This window comes from Amycolatopsis sp. NPDC058340 (genome assembly GCF_042723975.1).
GTDB lineage: Bacteria > Actinomycetota > Actinomycetes > Mycobacteriales > Pseudonocardiaceae > Amycolatopsis.
Window position 1 is genome coordinate 1 of the sequence record NZ_JBHXIB010000012.1, and the last position, 16817, is coordinate 16817.

Here is a 16817-nt window from a genome sequence, read left to right on the forward strand (position 1 = left end):
GTCTCCCCACCCAACTTTGATTTTGTTTTTCCCGCCTCTCGGGACGCTCCCCCCCCACGGCCGCCGGACGACCACGAGCGGACCGCCCCCGCGACCCGGCACGCAGCCGACCGACCGACCGGAGCCCGTTGCGAAAGCCACTTTCGCAACCTTCAACGTTGCGAAAGTGGCTTTCGCGACACAGCCTGCCGCCCAGAAAGCCGCTAAGGCAGGCGTTGCCCCAGGAAGAGCGAAGCCGCCGCCCCGATCATCAGCACCAGAGTCCCGATGACGACCCAGGGCCGGCTCGCGTCGGCATCCTTCAGCTCGTACCCGATCTGCTCGCCGAGGTCGTCGTACACGCGTTTCAGCTCGTCCGCGCTCGCCGCCTTGTAGAAGTCGCCGCCCGAGAGCCGCGCGATCTCCTCCAGTGATTCGTCGTCGACCTTCACGTCCTGCGGTTTGCCGTCGATGTCGACCGAACCGTGCGTGGTGCCGAACGAGATCGACGAGATCGGCACCTGAGCCTGCTTCGCGGCCTGAGCGGCCGTGTAGCCGCCTCGCGGCGCGTACAGGTCGTCCGGGACGGTCTGCTTGCCGTCACTCATCAACACGATCCGGGCGGGCGGCGGCCCTTCCGCGCCACCGACGATCGCCGAGAAGCTCTCGATCGACTGCAGCGCGGCGAAGATCCCTTCACCGGTCGCCGTCGACTGCGCCAGCTTGAGATTGTCGATCGCCTTCACCACACCGCCGCGATCGGTGGTCGGCGCGACCAGCACGGTCGCCGTACCCGCGAACGAGATCAACCCGAGGTTCACGCCCGGCGTCATGTTCTGCGCGAACGACCGTGCCGACTCCTGCGCCGCCTTCAACCGGGTCGGGGCGACGTCGGTCGCTTCCATCGACAGCGAGGTGTCGATCACCAGCATCACGGTGGCCCGGTTGCGGGGCACCTTCTGCTCGGCCGTCGGCCCGGCGAGCGCGACGGTGAGCACCAGCAGCGAGAGCACGATGAGGATGGCGGGCACGTGCCGCACCCAGCCCTGGCTCTTCGGCGCGACCTTCTCCAGCAGTTCCAGGTTGGCGAACCGCATGGTGCGCTTGCGCCGCGCGCGCTGGGAGAGCACGTAGCCCACGGCCACCGCGGCGACCGCCAGCAGCAGCAGGAACCACCACGGCGAGGCGAATCCGGTGAGGCTCACGCGACACCACCGGACCAGCGGCGTTTGCGGGCCACCACGAACCGGACCATGTCCGCGATCCAGTCCGAATCGGTGCGCAGCACCAGATGCGCGGCACCGGCCCGGCGCAGCGCGGCCGCGACCTCCTGCCGGTGTGCGTGCGCCGCGGCGCCGAATTCCTTGCGCAGCAAGGCCGAAGCGTGCACTTCGCGCTGTTTCCCTGTCTCCGGGTCGGCCAGCACGACGGTGCCCACGTCGGGCAGGTCGATGTCGCGCGGGTCGAGGACTTCGATGGCGATGAGGTCGTGGTGCCCGCCGAGCGCGCGCAACGGACGCTGCCATTCGGTGTCGCCGAGGAAATCGGAGATCACGACGGCGAGCCCGCGACGCCGCGGCGGACGGCGCAGTTTCTCCAGTGCCGCGGCGAGATCCCCGCGGACGCCTTCCTCGGCACGCGGTGTCTCGGCGATCTTGCGGACCAGCCCCCGCGCGTGCGGGAGCCCGCCGCGCGCCGGGATCCGCGTGATGTTGCCCGCCCCGTTGGAGACGAGCGCGCCGATCCGGTTGCCGCCACCGCCGGTCAGATGGGCGACCGCGGCCGTCGCGCAGACGACCAGGTCGCGCTTCTCGCACAGCGCGGTGCCGAAGTCGAGGCTCGCGGACACGTCCGCCACCAGCCATGTCTCCAGTTCGCGGTCGGCGACGGTCTCCCGGATATGCGGGCTCGTCGTCCGCGCGGTGACCGCCCAGTCCATCCGGCGGACGTCGTCACCGGGCTGGTACGGCCGGGCCTCCCCCGGTTCCGAACCGGGCCCCGGCACCAGGCCGAGATGGTTGCCCTGCAACAGTCCGTTGAGACGGCGGCGCACGTCGAGTTCGAGCGTGCGCAGGCCCGCCTCCATCCGCTCCCCGCGGAGTACCGGCGGAGCCCAGGAAGGACGTTCGCCCTTCTCGTTCTTCACGCTCGTTTCCCTACCTGACCGGTGCGCCGGCCGGGACCGGGCCGCCCTGTCCGGCGCCGCCCTGCGGACGGGCCGAGACCTGCGGCAGCGGCACGGTCTGCAGCACCCGCGTGATGATGTGGTCGATGGGGACGCCGTCGGCCAGGGCGTCGTAGGACAGCACGAGCCGGTGCCTCAGCACGTCGGGGACGACGTCGACGACGTCCTGCGGCAGCACGTAGTCCCGCCCGCGGACCAGTGCCAGCGCGCGGGCCGCGGCGATGATGCCGAGGCTGGCGCGCGGCGAGGCGCCGTAGGACACCCAGCCCGCGACGTCGGCGAGGCCGTGGTCGTTCGGCGTACGGGTGGTGAGCACGAGGCGCACGACGTAGTCGACGAGCGCATGGTGCACGAAGACCTGCGAAGCGACGTTCTGCAGCCGCACCAGCTCCGCCGGGCTGAGCACCTCTTGCGGGGTGGGCGGCGTGACACCCATCCGGTAGATGATCTCGCGCTCTTCCTCGGCCGTCGGGTACTCGACGACGATCTTGAACAGGAAGCGGTCCCGCTGCGCCTCGGGCAGCGGGTACACCCCCTCGTTCTCGATCGGGTTCTGCGTGGCGAGCACGAGGAACGGGTCGGGCATCGGGAAGGTCTGGCCGCCGATCGACACGTGCCGCTCGGCCATCACCTCGAGCATCGCCGACTGCACCTTCGCGGGCGCGCGGTTGATCTCGTCGGCGAGGACGAAGTTCGCCACCACCGGGCCGAGTTCGACGTCGAACCGTTCGGCGCCCTGACGGTAGATCCGGGTGCCGAGGATGTCGGCGGGGACCAGGTCCGGGGTGAACTGCACGCGCGAGAACGAGCCGCCGACCACTCGCGCGAAGGTTTCGACGGCGAGGGTCTTCGCGACACCGGGAACACCTTCGAGCAGGAGGTGCCCCCTGGCCAGCAGGCCGACCAGCATCCGCTCGACCAGCCTGTCCTGGCCGACGATGATCCGCTTGACCTCGAACACGGTCCGCTCCAGCAACTGGGCGTCCCGCGCCGGCGTTCCGGGCTGCTGCGCGCCGTCGGCGTAGCCGGGCTCGGTCACTCGTGCCTCCTGTGTTCCCCGCTTGCGTTCTTGCGTCCGGATGTGACCGTAGTGGTCGGTGACACAGCCGTTCGTGACGGTAGCCAACCCGATCAGCGGTATGACGGCTGTGAAGGGGCCTCGCCGCGGAACTTCACCAGGTCGTCCCACGCCTGCTTCGGGTGCATCGCCATCCTCTGCCGGACGACGGCGAGCCGGTGCAGGCGGGGCGTCAGCCGGTCGACGGTCAGCGTGTCGTCGAAGACCTCCAGCACGGTCGCGCAGAACAGCACGAAACAGCCGCCGTGCCAGCGCAGATCGCTGATCGCGGCGGCATCGCCGTCATCGTCGGCCACCAGCCGTTCGGCGATCGCGGCCAGTGCCTCCGGCGCCTCCGTCCCCGGGATGCCGAGCAGCTCCGTGGTCAGCGCGACCAGTTCCGGCGAGCGGTCCAAGGTGGCCGCGGTGGCGAGGAAGGCGCGGGCCTTCCCCGCCAGCTCCCCGGTGACGAGGCTTCGCGCGACGATCGCCAGTGACGGCTGGTAGACCTCGTTCGCGAGATCGACCATCTCGGTGGCGCAGCGTTTGAGGTCCCGTGGCAGACCACCCGACAGACAATGCGCCAGGTAGCAGAACTGTTCGGAGATCCCCCGCAACCGCAGGGCGATCCAGAGCCTGCTTTCGTCCAAAGTGAACGGTTCGAGCCGCACCATCTCCGAAAACGCGCTGTCGAAGGCGTCCCGGACGCCGAGCCCCCGCTGTTCGAAGCCGAGGACGGCGTCGTCCGAGACGGACACGAAGAACAGGCACCCCGGAACGTCGAAGACACCCTTCACGTCGTTGATGAACTGGTGCGCCTTGTCGGGCTCGCCGATCTTGTCCAGTTCGTCGATCGCGATCACGACCCGGCCGGCGACCCGCTCCGCCTCCAGCCGCCGAGCCGCCTCTTCGGCGAACTCGCGGAACTTGTCGACGACCTCCGGATGGGTGAGCTGCTGTTCGGCGCGCTGGGTCGACCAGGTCCGGCCGGCTTCCCCCTTCAGCGGCATGCTGAGCTTCCCGGACCAGCCGGTCGTGTAGGTCTGCAGGAACCGGATCCGGTCGAGTTGCTGTTCGGTCAGGCGACGGAAACCCGCCAGCCGGATGTCCCGGCGGCGCGCGATCAGCAACCGGACGACCGCGGCTCCGGCCGCCACCACGCCGAGCACCACCCGCAGCAGGAACAGCGACACCACCCCGAGGGCCAAGAGCTTCGCCCTCGGCTGTCCCGTCCACACCTGCCCAGCCGTCACCCGCCCGTTCACGACGTCGAGCGCGAGCGTCCAGAGGTCGTGCCACGGCGCCCCGCCCCACAGTAGCCAGACGGCCGACGCCGCCACTCCCCAGAACACCAGGAACGCCAACGTCCTCCGGAGTGAACGCCCGAGCATCCGCCGCCGCCGGAGACGGCCGGACACCGTTCGCGAACCCGTCGAGATCTTCGCCAGCACCGCCTTGCAGAGCAACGCGTGCAGGTGCAGCACGAAGTCGCGGGCCTCATACGCGGCGGGAGCGGAGGCGACCACGACCAGTGGCGCCGCCCGGTCCGATCGGCTCAGCAGCCCCTGTTCCAGCGAGCGGATCGACGTGGTCTTGCCGGTCCCCCGGTGCCCGGCCAGCGCAACGGCCACCGAATCCGCCCGATCGACGATCCGCCGGAGCCGCTTCACCGCGGCCGTCCGCACGAGCCCCGCTTCCAGCTCCGCCGACGCGTCCGGCTCTTCGAAGACGAGATTCACGCCCGAGCGGATCCGCCGGTGATCCCGGATATGGTCACGGAGGGCGGGCAGAACGATCTCCCGCAACGCGAACTCCCACCGGTCGCCCAGACCGATCATCTCCGGATGTGCCCACTCCTCGGCGCGTTGCCAGCCTTCGGTGACGAAGAGCCCGGGGATCCGGCGGCCGATCACCAGGACCGCCATCCCGATCACCGCGCCGAGCCCCAGCACGCCGACCAGCTGGAACGGCGATGGCATCGACGACCAGGCCAGCTGCAGGATCCGGAGATACCCCACGAGGAGCGCGCAGGTCACGAGCAACCAGCCCGCCTCCCGGACGGTCACCCGCCGGAACGGGAGGCGCCGGGGCCGTTCGAAGACCACGCCCGCCCGTTCCCGCTCCATGCGGATCCGCGCGAGCGCGGTGACATCGCCGAGAACGGCCTTGCGCGCGTCTTCGGCGCGGAGTCCTTCCCTGCGGAGTCCCGAGGCGATCTCCGGTTCGGTGAGCGCTTCGTCGAGCACGGCCTCCAGTGCGAGCAGCGCGGACCAGGTGTCGAAATCCTCGATGAATCCCTCGCCGTCGCGCAGGAGGTCCGACTCGTACTCGTCCGGATGGAGGTCGCTCACCGGCTTATGATGCCGAACCTCCCGCCCGCGTTCCCCTGCTCGGGTCAGGAAAACCGGTCCAGATCCGCCGGTGTGTCGATGTCGTCGCTCTCTCCCGGCTCTTCGGGCACGTCGACGATCTCCAGCCCGCCCAACGTCCGCCGCAACGACGCGTTCTCCACCGTCTCCGGCAGGGCACCGCGCAAGGCATCCGCACGCCAGGCGCCGAGCAGCCACTGCCGCTCCCCCGAGGCGTCGACCAGCACCGCCCCCGAAGCACCGCCGAGCGCGGCCAGCAGCCGGTCCACAGTGGACTTCCGGACGCCGGCGAGGTCACCGGCCAGCACCACGACGAGCTCTGTGCGCACCAACGCGAGTCCGGCCGCCAGCGCGGCCACCGGACCCGTTCCCGGTGACGACTCCCTGGTCCAGACGACGTCGCCGAAGCCTGGCCGTTCCGGGCCGACGACGATCACCGGATCCGCGTCCGCGAGCGCCGCCAATGCCCTGGCCAGCAACGGTTTCCCACCGACGGGGAGCGCGGGTTTGTCCACACCGGACAGGCGACGCGCGGCGCCACCCGCCAGCACGATCCCCGCGTAAGGCACGCTTAGCCGATCAAGCGGGTCGCGTACGGCATGATGCCGCCGTACCGCACCGGCGCGATCCGGACCCGCAGGCCCGACTGCGGCGCTTCGACCATCTGGCCGTTCCCGAGGTACATCGCGACGTGGTGGATACCGCGCGCGCTGCCGCCCCAGAAGAGCATGTCGCCGCGGCGCATCTGGGAGAGCGGCACCTTCCGCCCGGCGTTGTACTGGTAGCCGCTGTAGTGCGGAAGCGACTTCACCCCGGCGAACGCGTAGATCATCAAGCCCGAGCAGTCGAACCCGATCTTGTTGTAGTCGCCGTAGCGGTCCGCCGTACCGCCGTCGCGGATACCGCGGGTCGGGCCGGAGGTGTTGCCGCCACCCCAGGCGTAGACCACGCCGAGCTGCGAGAGCGCCCGCCGCACGACGGCCTCGACGCTCGCCCCGGCGGGAGCCGACTGGACGGGCCTGCCGGACGGACGGCCACCGCCGCCCTGGCTGGGCCTTTCCGCGGCGAGAGCGGCCTGACGAGCGCGTTCCTCGTCCTCGCGGGCCTTCTGCGCCTTCCAGTCCTCGTAGCGCTGCCGCTGGCCCTGCAGGCCGTTGACCTTCTGCTGCGCTTCGAAGAGCTGCTTCTCGACACTGGCCTTGTCGGCTTCCAGTTTCTGGTTCTGCGCGGCCTGGGTGTCCTGGGCGTGCTGCGCGGCGCTCTGCGCGTTGTCGGCTTCGTGCTTGGCCGCCTCGGCCGCCCGCTTGCGCTCCTGCGCGATCTCCAGCTTCTTGCGCGCGGTCGCGTCCTTGTTGGACTTGTCCGTCTGCGCCCGCTTCATCGCGTCGAGGGCGTTGAGCCTGCTGCCGCCGACCGCGTCGAGCATCTGGGCGCGGCCGAGGAGTTCCTTCGGGCTGTTGGCGGTCAGGTACGCCGACACCGAGCCGATCGTGCTGCCCTGCTGGAAACTCGCGGCGGCGAACTTGTCGAGATCGGCGCGGGCCTTGTCGATGGTCGCCTGCGCGGCGTCGGATTCGGTACGCGCGGACCGCGCCTCGCGATCGGCCTGCGCGGCTTCGTCCTGCGCGGTCTCCGCGTCGACCCTGGCCTTGTTGGCCTCTTCCATCTTCAGCTCGACGTCGTCGTTGAGCTGGGCGAGCTTCGACTCGGCCTGGGCCAGCTGGTTCGTGAGCCTGCCGACGTCGCCCGCCTTGGCGTTGGCGTCGGCCTTGCTGGAGTTGATCTCGGAGTCGCTGGGGTTCGGCGGAGGCGGCGGCACCGCGACGGCCGTACCCGTCACCCCGAGCAACAGGGCGATGCCGAGCGCGCCGATGGTCATGCCACGGCGGGCACCGGTCCCCGACCCGGCTTCACCACGCACGATCCGCCCACCTCCTGATCTTGAACAATGAGCTCACTGTGCCACTGCCGTCACAGCATTACCAGAAGCACCACCAGGAACTTACACACCGTAGGCACCATTTCCCCTCAACGGGGGACGAACAGACGAACGTTTCGTCACTCGAACGGCCGCAGGCGCTGAGACCTTCATGACCCGCGTGTCGGCTTGCCAAGCCAAACAGGACGGGCGTACTGTTTGAAGGGACGAACGAGGTGTGCCATCCCGGGTCCGGACCTACGGTGGGGGTGCGCAACACTCGCTCCGGGTCGGCCCGAACGACCTGGAGAACACACCGAACTGACCCGCCACTGGAGTTAGAAGTGACCGCACCCGCCAGCAAGGACAGCTTCGGCGCCAAAGACACGCTGAAGGTGGGCGACGCCTCCTACGAGGTGTTCCGCCTCAACAAGGTCGAGGGCTCCCAGCGCCTTCCCTACAGCCTGAAGATCCTGCTCGAGAACCTGCTGCGGACCGAGGACGGCGCGAACATCACCGCCGACCACATCCGCGCGCTCGGCAACTGGGACGCCAAGGCCGACCCGTCGATCGAGATCCAGTTCACGCCGGCCCGCGTGATCATGCAGGACTTCACCGGTGTCCCCTGCGTCGTCGACCTCGCCACCATGCGCGAGGCCGTCACCGACCTCGGCGGCGACCCGGACAAGGTGAACCCGCTCGCCCCCGCCGAACTGGTCATCGACCACTCCGTCATCATCGACGTCTTCGGCCGCGCCGACGCCTTCGAGCGCAACGTCGAGATCGAGTACGAGCGCAACCGCGAGCGCTACCAGTTCCTGCGCTGGGGCCAGGGCGCCTTCGACGAGTTCAAGGTCGTCCCGCCGGGCACCGGCATCGTGCACCAGGTCAACATCGAGCACCTCGCGCGCACGGTGATGGCCCGCAACGGCCAGGCGTACCCCGACTCCTGCGTCGGCACCGACTCGCACACCACCATGGTCAACGGCCTCGGCGTGCTGGGCTGGGGCGTCGGCGGCATCGAGGCCGAGGCCGCCATGCTCGGCCAGCCGGTCTCCATGCTCATCCCGCGCGTCGTGGGCTTCAAGCTCACCGGCGAGATCCCCACCGGCGTGACCGCCACCGACGTCGTGCTCACCATCACCGAGATGCTGCGCAAGCACGGTGTGGTCAGCAAGTTCGTCGAGTTCTACGGCGAGAGCGTCGGCGCGGTGCCGCTGGCGAACCGCGCCACCATCGGCAACATGAGCCCCGAGTTCGGCTCCACCGCGGCGATCTTCCCGATCGACGAGGAGACCGTCCGCTACCTCAAGCTCACCGGCCGCTCCGAGGAGCAGGTCGCGCTCGTCGAGGCCTACGCCAAGGAGCAGGGCCTCTGGCACGACCCGTCGCACGAGCCGGAGTACTCCGAGTACATCGAGCTGGACCTGTCGACGGTCGTCCCGTCGATCGCCGGCCCGAAGCGCCCGCAGGACCGCATCGAGCTCACCGACGCGAAGAACTCCTTCCGCAAGTCGATCCACGACTACGTCGGCGGCGAAGAGGTCCCGCACACCAACGTGGACGAAGCCGTCGAAGAGTCCTTCCCGGCCAGCGACCCGGCGGCCCTCTCGTTCAAGGACGAGGGCGCGGTCGACATCCAGTCGGCGGCGAACGGCCACACCGGCCGCCCGACCAACCCGATCAAGGTCAGCAGCGCCGACCGCGGCGAGTTCATCCTCGACCACGGCGCCGTGGTGATCGCCTCGATCACCTCGTGCACCAACACCTCCAACCCGTCGGTCATGCTCGGCGCGGCGCTGCTCGCGCGGAACGCGGTCGACAAGGGCCTCTCGGTCAAGCCGTGGGTCAAGACCTCGATGGCGCCGGGTTCGCAGGTCGTCACCGACTACTACGACAAGGCCGGCCTCTGGCCGTACCTGGAGAAGCTCGGCTACCACCTGGTCGGCTACGGCTGCACCACCTGCATCGGCAACTCCGGCCCGCTCTCGGACGAGATCTCCGCCGCGATCCAGGAGAACGACCTCACCGCGGTTTCGGTGCTCTCGGGCAACCGGAACTTCGAAGGCCGCATCAACCCCGACGTGAAGATGAACTACCTCGCGTCGCCGCCGCTGGTCATCGCGTACGCGCTCGCCGGCACGATGGACTTCGACTTCGAGGCCCAGCCGCTCGGCCAGGACTCCGACGGCAACGACGTCTTCCTGAAGGACATCTGGCCGTCGGCCAAGGAGATCCAGGAGACCATCGACTACGCGATCACGCAGGAGATGTTCACCAAGGACTACGCCGACGTCTTCGACGGTGGCGAGCGGTGGAAGTCGCTGCCGACCCCCGAGGGCAAAACCTTCGACTGGGACGCGGAGTCCACCTACGTCCGGAAGCCCCCGTACTTCGAGGGCATGCAGGCGGAGCCCGCCCCGGTCACCGACATCTCCGGCGCGCGCGTGCTGGCGAAGCTGGGCGACTCGGTCACCACCGACCACATCTCCCCGGCCGGCGCGATCAAGCCGGGCACCCCGGCCGCGCAGTACCTGACCGAGCACGGCGTGGAGAAGAAGGACTTCAACTCCTACGGCTCGCGTCGCGGTAACCACGAGGTCATGATCCGCGGCACCTTCGCGAACATCCGGCTGCGCAACCAGCTGCTGGACGACGTGCAGGGCGGCTACACCCGCGACTTCACCCAGGCCGACGCCCCGCAGGCGTTCATCTACGACGCGGCGCAGAACTACGCGGCGCAGGACATCCCGCTGGTCGTCCTGGGCGGCAAGGAGTACGGCTCCGGATCGTCGCGTGACTGGGCGGCCAAGGGCACGCGCCTGCTGGGCGTGCGCGCGGTGATCACCGAGTCGTTCGAGCGCATCCACCGGTCGAACCTGATCGGCATGGGCGTCATCCCGCTGCAGTTCCCGGCGGGCGAGTCGGCCTCCTCGCTCGGCCTCGACGGCACCGAGACGTTCGACATCTCGGGCATCACGAAGCTGAACGACGGCGAGACCCCGCGCACGGTCCACGTCACCGCGACGAAGACCGACGGCACCAAGGTGGAGTTCGACGCGGACGTCCGCATCGACACCCCGGGTGAGGCGGACTACTACCGCAACGGCGGCATCCTGCAGTACGTCCTGCGGAAGATGACCCAGGCGTAAGCACGGCACACGAAGGCTCCTTTCCCCGCACTTTGGGGAAAGGAGCCTTTCGCGTTCTTCGGTACCGTGCGGTATGACCACGGGGAGAGTTCAGGTCGAAAACGGCGAATTGGCGTACGAGGCCCGGGGCGACGGCGATCCGGTGATCCTGCTGCACGGCGGGATCCTCGACTCCCGGATGTGGGACGCCGAGATGACGGCGCTCGCACCACACCACACCGCCATCCGGTACGACGCGCGCGGGCACGGCGAGTCGTCCACGCCGACGGAGCGGTTCAAGCACTACGAGGATCTCCGCGAGCTGATGGCCGCGCTGGGGCTCCCCCGCGCGTCACTGGTCGGCTTGTCCGGTGGCGGCCGGATCGCGGTCGACTTCGCACTGACCTACCCGGATCTGGTCGAGAACCTCGTGCTCGTCGCCACCGGCCTCAGCGCGATGGTGACGAAAGATCCTTTCGTCTTGGAACAGAACAAGAAGCTCGAAGAGGCCGGCTCCAGGGGCGATCTCCCTGGCGCCATCGAATGCATCCTGCGCATGTGGGTGGACGGGCCGCGGCGCGCACCCGCGGACGTCGATCAGCGAGTCCGGCGGCTGTGCCAGGAGATGTACACGCAGACGGTCGTGCGGCACGGACTCTCCGGCTTCACGCTGATGGACGAACTTCGGGCCGTCGAACGCATCGGCGAGCTGGCCCCGCGCACCTTGACCTTGGTGGGAGATCTGGATTCCTCGGACATCCTGGCCATCGCCTGCCGGATCGAAAGCGAAGCACGCGACGCCCGGAAACAGGTCGTCCCCGGGGTCGCGCACATGATCAATCTGGAGAAACCCGCCGAGTTCTCGCGGACAGTGCTGGATTTCCTGGCCTGCTCGTGAGTGGTAAGGACGGTTCTAACCGTCCTTACCACTCACGAGGTCGTCTTCCCGGTGTTCCGGGCGGCGGTCGACGACGCGGCCGAGCGGGCGCAACAGCACGTTGACCCCGACGATCACCACGGTCCCGGCGAGCGCGACGACGTAAAGTCCCGCTCCCGCAAGGGATCCGACGGCAGCCGAGCACCACAGGGTGGCCGCGGTGTTGAGCCCGCGCACGTTCAGCCCGTCCCGCAGGATCACCCCGGCGCCGAGGAAACCGATACCGGAGACGATCTGGGCCGCGACGCGCGTCGGGTCGGCGTCACCGCTGGTGTTCAGCCCGCCGAAACCGTGGGCGGACAACAGGACGAAAAGGGTCGCGCCGACGGCGACGAGGGCGTTGGTGCGGAGTCCGGCCATCCGGGCGCGGTACTGGCGCTCGATGCCGATGACGGCGCCGAGGCCGACACCGGTGCCGACCCTGAGCAGCATTTCGAAGGTGTTCATGATCCCGGCTCTTTTCTGGCGTGCGTACACAAAGCCAGACAGGGAAAGGAGACCGGAGAAGGTCAGCGCACCGCGCACACGGGTGAACGGCGACCACGTCCGGTCGGTCCAGAACTGTCTTCCGGCATGTGCCGCTCACCTCGCTTTCGTACTCGATCGGTGTTGATCAACCTTCGGGACTCTACCACCGGACGGGCCGAGCGCGGCGTGGATCGTGTCACGCAGCCAGCGCTGGGCCGGGTCGGCGTCGAGCCGCGCGTGCCAGAGCTGACAGACCTCGATCCGCGGGAGGCCGGCGGGGATCGGGAACCAGCGGATGCCGAGCGACCGGCCGTATTGCTCGGCGAGCCGCTGGGGCGCGAGCCCGATGTAGTCGCTCGACGCGACCAGGAACGCGGCGACGGCGGAAGTGGGGACGACCGCGGCGACCCGGCGCTGGAGACCGGCCGCCTCGAGCACGTCGTCGAGCGGTCCCCTGCCCCGGCCACGCCGCGACGCGGAAACGTGGGGATAGCGGCAAAGTTGCGCCAGCGTCGGACGCCGCACACTCCCGAGCGGACCGTCCGCCCTGACGATCGCGACCACACGTTCGTGGTACAGCAGCGTCGAGTGGATGTCGGGGGCCGTGATGTCACCCGCGCCGATGTCCAGGTCCACCGAACCGTCGCGCAAGGCTTCGGTGCTTTCGCTGCCTTCCGCGACGAAGCGCAGGACGACGCCCGGGGCGACGGCCGCGGTCGCCTCGACGGCAGCCGTCACCAGTGTCGCGGCGACGCCGTCGTTGATGCGGATGGTGAAGGTGCGTTCGAGGTCGCCGATCGAAAGTTCGCGGTCCGCGCTGATCAGCGCCGACGCCTCGTCGAGCAGTGATCGCACCCGCGGTGCCGTGCGGAGCGCGAACGGCGTCGGCACCATCCCGCGGCCGGCGCGCACGAGGATCGGATCCCCCATCGCGCGCCGCAACCGGCCCAGCGCCCGGCTGGCCGCCGGGATCGACAGATGCAGTCGTTCGGCGGCCGCCGTCACGCTGCCCTCCCGCAGCAAGGCGTCGAACACCCGCAAGAGGTTGAGGTCCAGCTGATCGGCCATTGTTGCATCGTACGCAAGTCTGCGTTGCCAAAGTTGCGTGGCACGAAGAACCCGCTGGCCCATAGCGTCGTGGACATGCCACTCCGACTTCAAACCCGCGAGGCCCCGGCAGACTCGCGGCGCGGCCTGCTGACCGCCATGTGCGCCTGTGTCGTGCTCGTGGTCGGGATGGTCGCCGCGATCAACCTCGCCGTCCCGATGCTCGCCGCGAGCGACCTCCACCCGTCCGCGTCGGCGCTGATCTGGATCGTCGACACCTATGTGATCTTCTTCGCCTGTCTCGTGATCCCCGGCGGAGCGGCGGGCGATCGCTTCGGCCGCAAGGGCGTCCTGCTCGCCGGCCTGGCGCTCTTCGCGCTCGGCGCGCTGCTGTCGGCGATCGCGCCGAATGTGCCCTTCCTGCTCGCCGGCCGGGCGATCACCGGGATCGGGGCCGCCGCGGTGCTGCCGAACACGCTCGCCGTCCTGCTGCACGCCGTCCCGGCCGAGCGGACGGGCGTCACCATCGCGACCTGGGCGTCGATGACCGGGATCGGCGGTGTCGCAGGGAACGCCGGCGGCGGCGCCGTACTGGCGGGCGGATCGTGGCGATGGCTGTTCGCGGCCGCCGTCCCGCTGTCCCTGGTGCTCGTCGCACTCGTCGCCCGGATCGCGCCGGTGTCCCCGCGGCACGAGCGGCCGCTCAGCCCGCTCGGCACCGTCCTGCTCGTGGGCGCTTCGGTCGCGCTGCTGCTCGGCATCGTCGAAGGTCCCGAAGCGGGTTGGACCAGCCCGATCGTCCTGGCCGGATTCGCCGGTTCGGTCGTGCTGTTCGCCCTGTGGACGTTCGTGGAACTGAAGGCCGGGCACCCGCTGCTCGATCCCCGGTTGTTCCGGGTGCCCACGCTGCGCAGTGCCTGTCTCGGCATGACCGCGATCTTCTTCGGGATGTTCGCGCTGTTCTACGTCAACGCGTCCTTCCTCCAGTACGGCAAGGGTTTCGGTGTCCTGCCGACCGGGCTCGGGATCATCCCGCTGACCGTCCCGGTCATCCTCGGCGCGCGGCACGTTGGCAAGGCGGTCCAGCGCTTCGGAGTCGACGTCGTCGTCGCCATCGCGTTCCTCTCCTGCGGCTGCGGCCTCATCGGACTGTCCACAAGCGACGCTTCGACGCCGTATCCGGTCTACGCGGCCTGGCTCGTGGTGACCGGGATCGGTGTCACGCTGGCCCTTCCGACGCTGTCCGCGGCGATCTCCGGTTCACTGCCTCCGGCGCAGGCCGGTGTCGGTGCCGGGCTGCAGGCCACCACGCGCGAATTCGGCAGCGCGCTCGGTGTCGCGGTCATCGGCACCGTCCTCACCGGACGGTTCGTCGCGGCGCTGCCGTCCGACATCCGCGCGGACCACGATCCGCACACCGTCGCGCAGGCGCTGGCCGCCGCGCCCGGCCGCTCGCCGGAGGTGATCTCCGCGTTCGTCACCGGCGCGAGCACCGCGCTCCGGGTGATCGGCGTGAGCGTGCTCGTCCTCGGGGCGCTCGTCGTCCTGCAATCACGGCTTTCCCGCACCATCAAGTAGAAGGAGCATTCCCATGCGCGTATTCGTCACCGGGGCGACCGGCTGGATCGGCTCGGCCGTCGTGGACGAACTGCTCGACACCGGGCACGAGGTCACCGGCCTCGTCCGATCGGACGCCTCCGCCGCCGCGCTGGAGCGGAAAGGCGCCCGCACACACCGCGGCGACCTGGACGACCTCGACGGCCTCCGCGCGGGCGCCGAGGCGGCCGACGCCGTCATCCATCTGGCGAACAAGCACGACTGGGCCAACCCCACGGAGTCCAACCGGGCCGAGCGGGCGGCCGTCCAGACCTTCGCCGACGCCTTGTCCGGTACCGGGCGGGCCTTCGTCCTCGCTGCCGGCCTCTCGACCCTGGTCACCGGACGCCCCGCCACCGAGGCCGACCTCTCGCCTGCCGTCGGCCCCGATTCCCACCGCGGCGGTGCCGAGAACCTCGCGCTCGAGTACGCCGAGAAGGGCATGCGCGTGATCAGTGCCCGCTTCGCGCCGTCCGTGCACGGTGCGGGCGACCGCGGTTTCGTCGCCGCGCTCGTGGCGGCCGCTCGTGAACATGGCGTGTCCGGCTACCTCGGCGACGGCGGCGCGGCCTGGGCCGCCGTCCACCGCACCGACGCGGCCCGGCTCGTCCGGCTGGGGCTGGAAGGCGCGCCCACCGGCTCGCTGCTCCACGCGGTCGCGGAAGAAGCCGTCACCACGAAGGAAATCGCCGAAGCCATCGGACGGGCACTCGACGTCCCGGTGGTGTCCGTGGCACCGGAGAACGCCGCCGAGCACTTCGGATTCGTCGGCCGGTTCTTCGCACTGGACATGTCCGCGTCCAGCGCGCGCACCCGCGAACTCCTGAAGTGGACCCCGTCCGGACCGAGCCTGGCCGAAGACATCGAAGCCGGCGCCTACGCCTGATCGAGAGGAAACACCATGTCCGAAGTGACCGCTTTCATGCTGGTGAAGACCACGCCCGAATGGCTCGGGCTCACCGTCGAACAACGAGTGAAGGCCTTCAAGACCGAGGTACTCCCCGCCGTCGAGAGCAAGGTGAAGGGCGTCCGGTCCCGGTTCTTCGACACCGAGTTCTACTCCGCGCGAGTGACCGACGTGTGGGTGTGGGAGGCCGACGACCACCACTCGTACCAACTGCTCGTCGAGGCGCTGCGCGAGACGCCGTTCTGGGACCGGTACTTCGAGGTGGTCGAACTCCTGGTCGGGGTGGAGAACGCGTACGCCACGAACTACGGCATGGACGCTTACGCGAGCGTCAACGTCTGAGCCCGGTGGGAGCGTCCCGTCGGTAGCCCGCCAGAAGTCGGCCTCCCACGCCGTCGAGGACACCGGCGGCGACCCGCCGGAACAGCACCGGATCTCCCGTGCACACGACCTGCCGGTAGCCGAGCAACAGTTCCCGGCAGGTCTCCGGATCGGCCTCCCGAAGCCGTCGCAGGAGCCATTTGCCGCGGGACCGCCATCGCCCTCCCGCGAGGAGGATCAGCTCGGCCACCGCGATCAGCAGCCGGTCGGCGATGAAGACCAGTTCGTCGGGATCGCTCGCCCCGTCGAGGTCGTCCAGTAGATCGGTGAGCAGGTAGCGGTGATCCTCCAGCTCGGCCGCGGAAAGCGGTGGAGGCCCGGCACGCAGTCGTGCCTGGGCCTCCACCCGCGTCCGGTGGCCGAAGCCGTCGCGGTCGAGCAGAACGACACCTTCGCCGCACATGTGCAGCAAGGGCGAACGACGGCTGGCGGTCTCCTGCTCGGCGAAGCCCTCGTACGACTCGGGGGTATGGCAGAACAGTTCCACCGGCACACCGTCGTGTTCGGTCGTTTCGCGATACGGCGCGGGCGGCCCGTCGAGGAAGACGACGACGTCGAGATCCGATTCGGCGGTACGCGATCCGGTGTTCGCGCTTCCGCCCAGGATCGCGGCCCTCGCGGTGGGAAAACGGGTCTCGACCACTTCGCGGGCCATCCGGACGGGATCCATCCGTCCAGCATGCCGGTGGGGTGGGCCAGGCGCACCGGCAGCCGCGACCGAGCCGAAGCCGGTGCCCTGGTTACCCACCCGGATCTCCTGGACGAGGGGGTCGTCCGGCCGATCCGGCCCTCCCCGTCAGGAACCCTAGGGCCCGGAGTTCGGGACCGGTCCCCGGACGCCA

The 16817-nt window shown here is 69.5% G+C and carries 13 protein-coding genes and 1 pseudogene; 5 read left to right on the forward strand and 9 right to left on the reverse strand.

Features of this window, described 5'->3' with window-relative positions; translation table 11 throughout:
- Positions 1-203: 203 nt before the first annotated feature.
- The 6 genes from ACFWIW_RS16460 to ACFWIW_RS16485 all read right to left on the reverse strand — a co-directional run bounded on the left by ACFWIW_RS16460 (position 204) and on the right by ACFWIW_RS16485 (position 7511).
- Positions 204-1184 (reverse strand): VWA domain-containing protein, encoded by a 981-nt coding sequence (locus tag ACFWIW_RS16460; protein ID WP_378369220.1) that lies wholly within the window; start codon positions 1182-1184, stop codon positions 204-206.
- Positions 1181-2065: a DUF58 domain-containing protein gene (locus tag ACFWIW_RS16465; RefSeq protein ID WP_378369363.1), complete on the reverse strand. Its 885-nt coding sequence runs from the start codon at positions 2063-2065 to the stop codon at positions 1181-1183. The genes ACFWIW_RS16460 and ACFWIW_RS16465 overlap by 4 nt, the downstream gene beginning before the upstream one ends.
- Positions 2066-2135: 70 nt before the next feature.
- Positions 2136-3203: an AAA family ATPase gene (locus ACFWIW_RS16470; protein WP_378369221.1), complete on the reverse strand. Its 1068-nt coding sequence runs from the start codon at positions 3201-3203 to the stop codon at positions 2136-2138.
- A gap of 92 nt (positions 3204-3295) precedes the next feature.
- Positions 3296-5572 (reverse strand): hypothetical protein, encoded by a 2277-nt coding sequence (locus ACFWIW_RS16475; protein ID WP_378369222.1) that lies wholly within the window; start codon positions 5570-5572, stop codon positions 3296-3298.
- Positions 5573-5616: 44 nt separating this feature from the next.
- The gene (locus tag ACFWIW_RS16480) at positions 5617-6159 is read right to left on the reverse strand and encodes a molybdenum cofactor guanylyltransferase (RefSeq protein ID WP_378369223.1); all 543 of its coding nucleotides are present in this window, start codon (positions 6157-6159) and stop codon (positions 5617-5619) included.
- Between the two features lie 2 nt (positions 6160-6161).
- Positions 6162-7511 (reverse strand): NlpC/P60 family protein, encoded by a 1350-nt coding sequence (locus ACFWIW_RS16485; RefSeq protein WP_378369224.1) that lies wholly within the window; start codon positions 7509-7511, stop codon positions 6162-6164.
- Positions 7512-7852: 341 nt separating this feature from the next.
- Between ACFWIW_RS16485 and acnA the strand changes: the two genes are divergently transcribed.
- Entirely contained in the window at positions 7853-10660 is a 2808-nt protein-coding gene (gene acnA / locus ACFWIW_RS16490) for an aconitate hydratase AcnA (protein ID WP_378369225.1), read from the forward strand.
- Positions 10661-10733: 73 nt separating this feature from the next.
- On the forward strand, positions 10734-11537 hold the full coding sequence (locus ACFWIW_RS16495) for an alpha/beta fold hydrolase (RefSeq protein ID WP_378369226.1): 804 nt from the start codon (positions 10734-10736) through the stop codon (positions 11535-11537).
- 54 nt (positions 11538-11591) lie between these two features.
- Here the strand turns inward: ACFWIW_RS16495 and ACFWIW_RS16500 are convergent.
- Positions 11592-12023, reverse strand: a pseudogene (locus tag ACFWIW_RS16500) (MgtC/SapB family protein); the annotation flags it as partial.
- A 135-nt stretch (positions 12024-12158) separates the two neighbouring features.
- Positions 12159-13112, reverse strand: a complete 954-nt coding sequence (locus tag ACFWIW_RS16505; RefSeq protein ID WP_378369227.1) for a LysR family transcriptional regulator — start codon at positions 13110-13112, stop codon at positions 12159-12161.
- A 138-nt stretch (positions 13113-13250) separates the two neighbouring features.
- On the opposite strand from ACFWIW_RS16505, the gene ACFWIW_RS16510 reads away from it, so the two are divergent.
- The 3 genes from ACFWIW_RS16510 to ACFWIW_RS16520 are packed head-to-tail and all read left to right on the forward strand — an operon-like array spanning position 13251 to position 15936.
- The gene (locus ACFWIW_RS16510; protein ID WP_378369364.1) at positions 13251-14669 is read left to right on the forward strand and encodes an MFS transporter; all 1419 of its coding nucleotides are present in this window, start codon (positions 13251-13253) and stop codon (positions 14667-14669) included.
- A gap of 13 nt (positions 14670-14682) precedes the next feature.
- Positions 14683-15573, forward strand: a complete 891-nt coding sequence (locus ACFWIW_RS16515; protein WP_378369228.1) for an SDR family oxidoreductase — start codon at positions 14683-14685, stop codon at positions 15571-15573.
- A 15-nt stretch (positions 15574-15588) separates the two neighbouring features.
- Positions 15589-15936: a darcynin family protein gene (locus ACFWIW_RS16520; RefSeq protein ID WP_378369229.1), complete on the forward strand. Its 348-nt coding sequence runs from the start codon at positions 15589-15591 to the stop codon at positions 15934-15936.
- On the opposite strand, the gene ACFWIW_RS16525 is transcribed toward ACFWIW_RS16520, so the two are convergent.
- Positions 15926-16645, reverse strand: a complete 720-nt coding sequence (locus ACFWIW_RS16525; RefSeq protein WP_378369230.1) for a nucleotidyltransferase domain-containing protein — start codon at positions 16643-16645, stop codon at positions 15926-15928. The genes ACFWIW_RS16520 and ACFWIW_RS16525 overlap by 11 nt on opposite strands.
- Positions 16646-16817: the final 172 nt, after the last annotated feature.

Coding starts and splice junctions, on each gene's coding strand:
- ACFWIW_RS16465 (WP_378369363.1), bottom strand. CDS start 2,065: ATGGAGGCGGGCCTGCGCACGCTCGAACTCGACGTGCGCCGCCGTCTC.
- ACFWIW_RS16495 (WP_378369226.1), top strand. CDS start 10,734: ATGACCACGGGGAGAGTTCAGGTCGAAAACGGCGAATTGGCGTACGAG.
- ACFWIW_RS16505 (WP_378369227.1), bottom strand. CDS start 13,112: ATGGCCGATCAGCTGGACCTCAACCTCTTGCGGGTGTTCGACGCCTTG.
- ACFWIW_RS16510 (WP_378369364.1), top strand. CDS start 13,251: ATGTGCGCCTGTGTCGTGCTCGTGGTCGGGATGGTCGCCGCGATCAAC.
- ACFWIW_RS16515 (WP_378369228.1), top strand. CDS start 14,683: ATGCGCGTATTCGTCACCGGGGCGACCGGCTGGATCGGCTCGGCCGTC.
- ACFWIW_RS16520 (WP_378369229.1), top strand. CDS start 15,589: ATGTCCGAAGTGACCGCTTTCATGCTGGTGAAGACCACGCCCGAATGG.
- ACFWIW_RS16525 (WP_378369230.1), bottom strand. CDS start 16,645: ATGGATCCCGTCCGGATGGCCCGCGAAGTGGTCGAGACCCGTTTTCCC.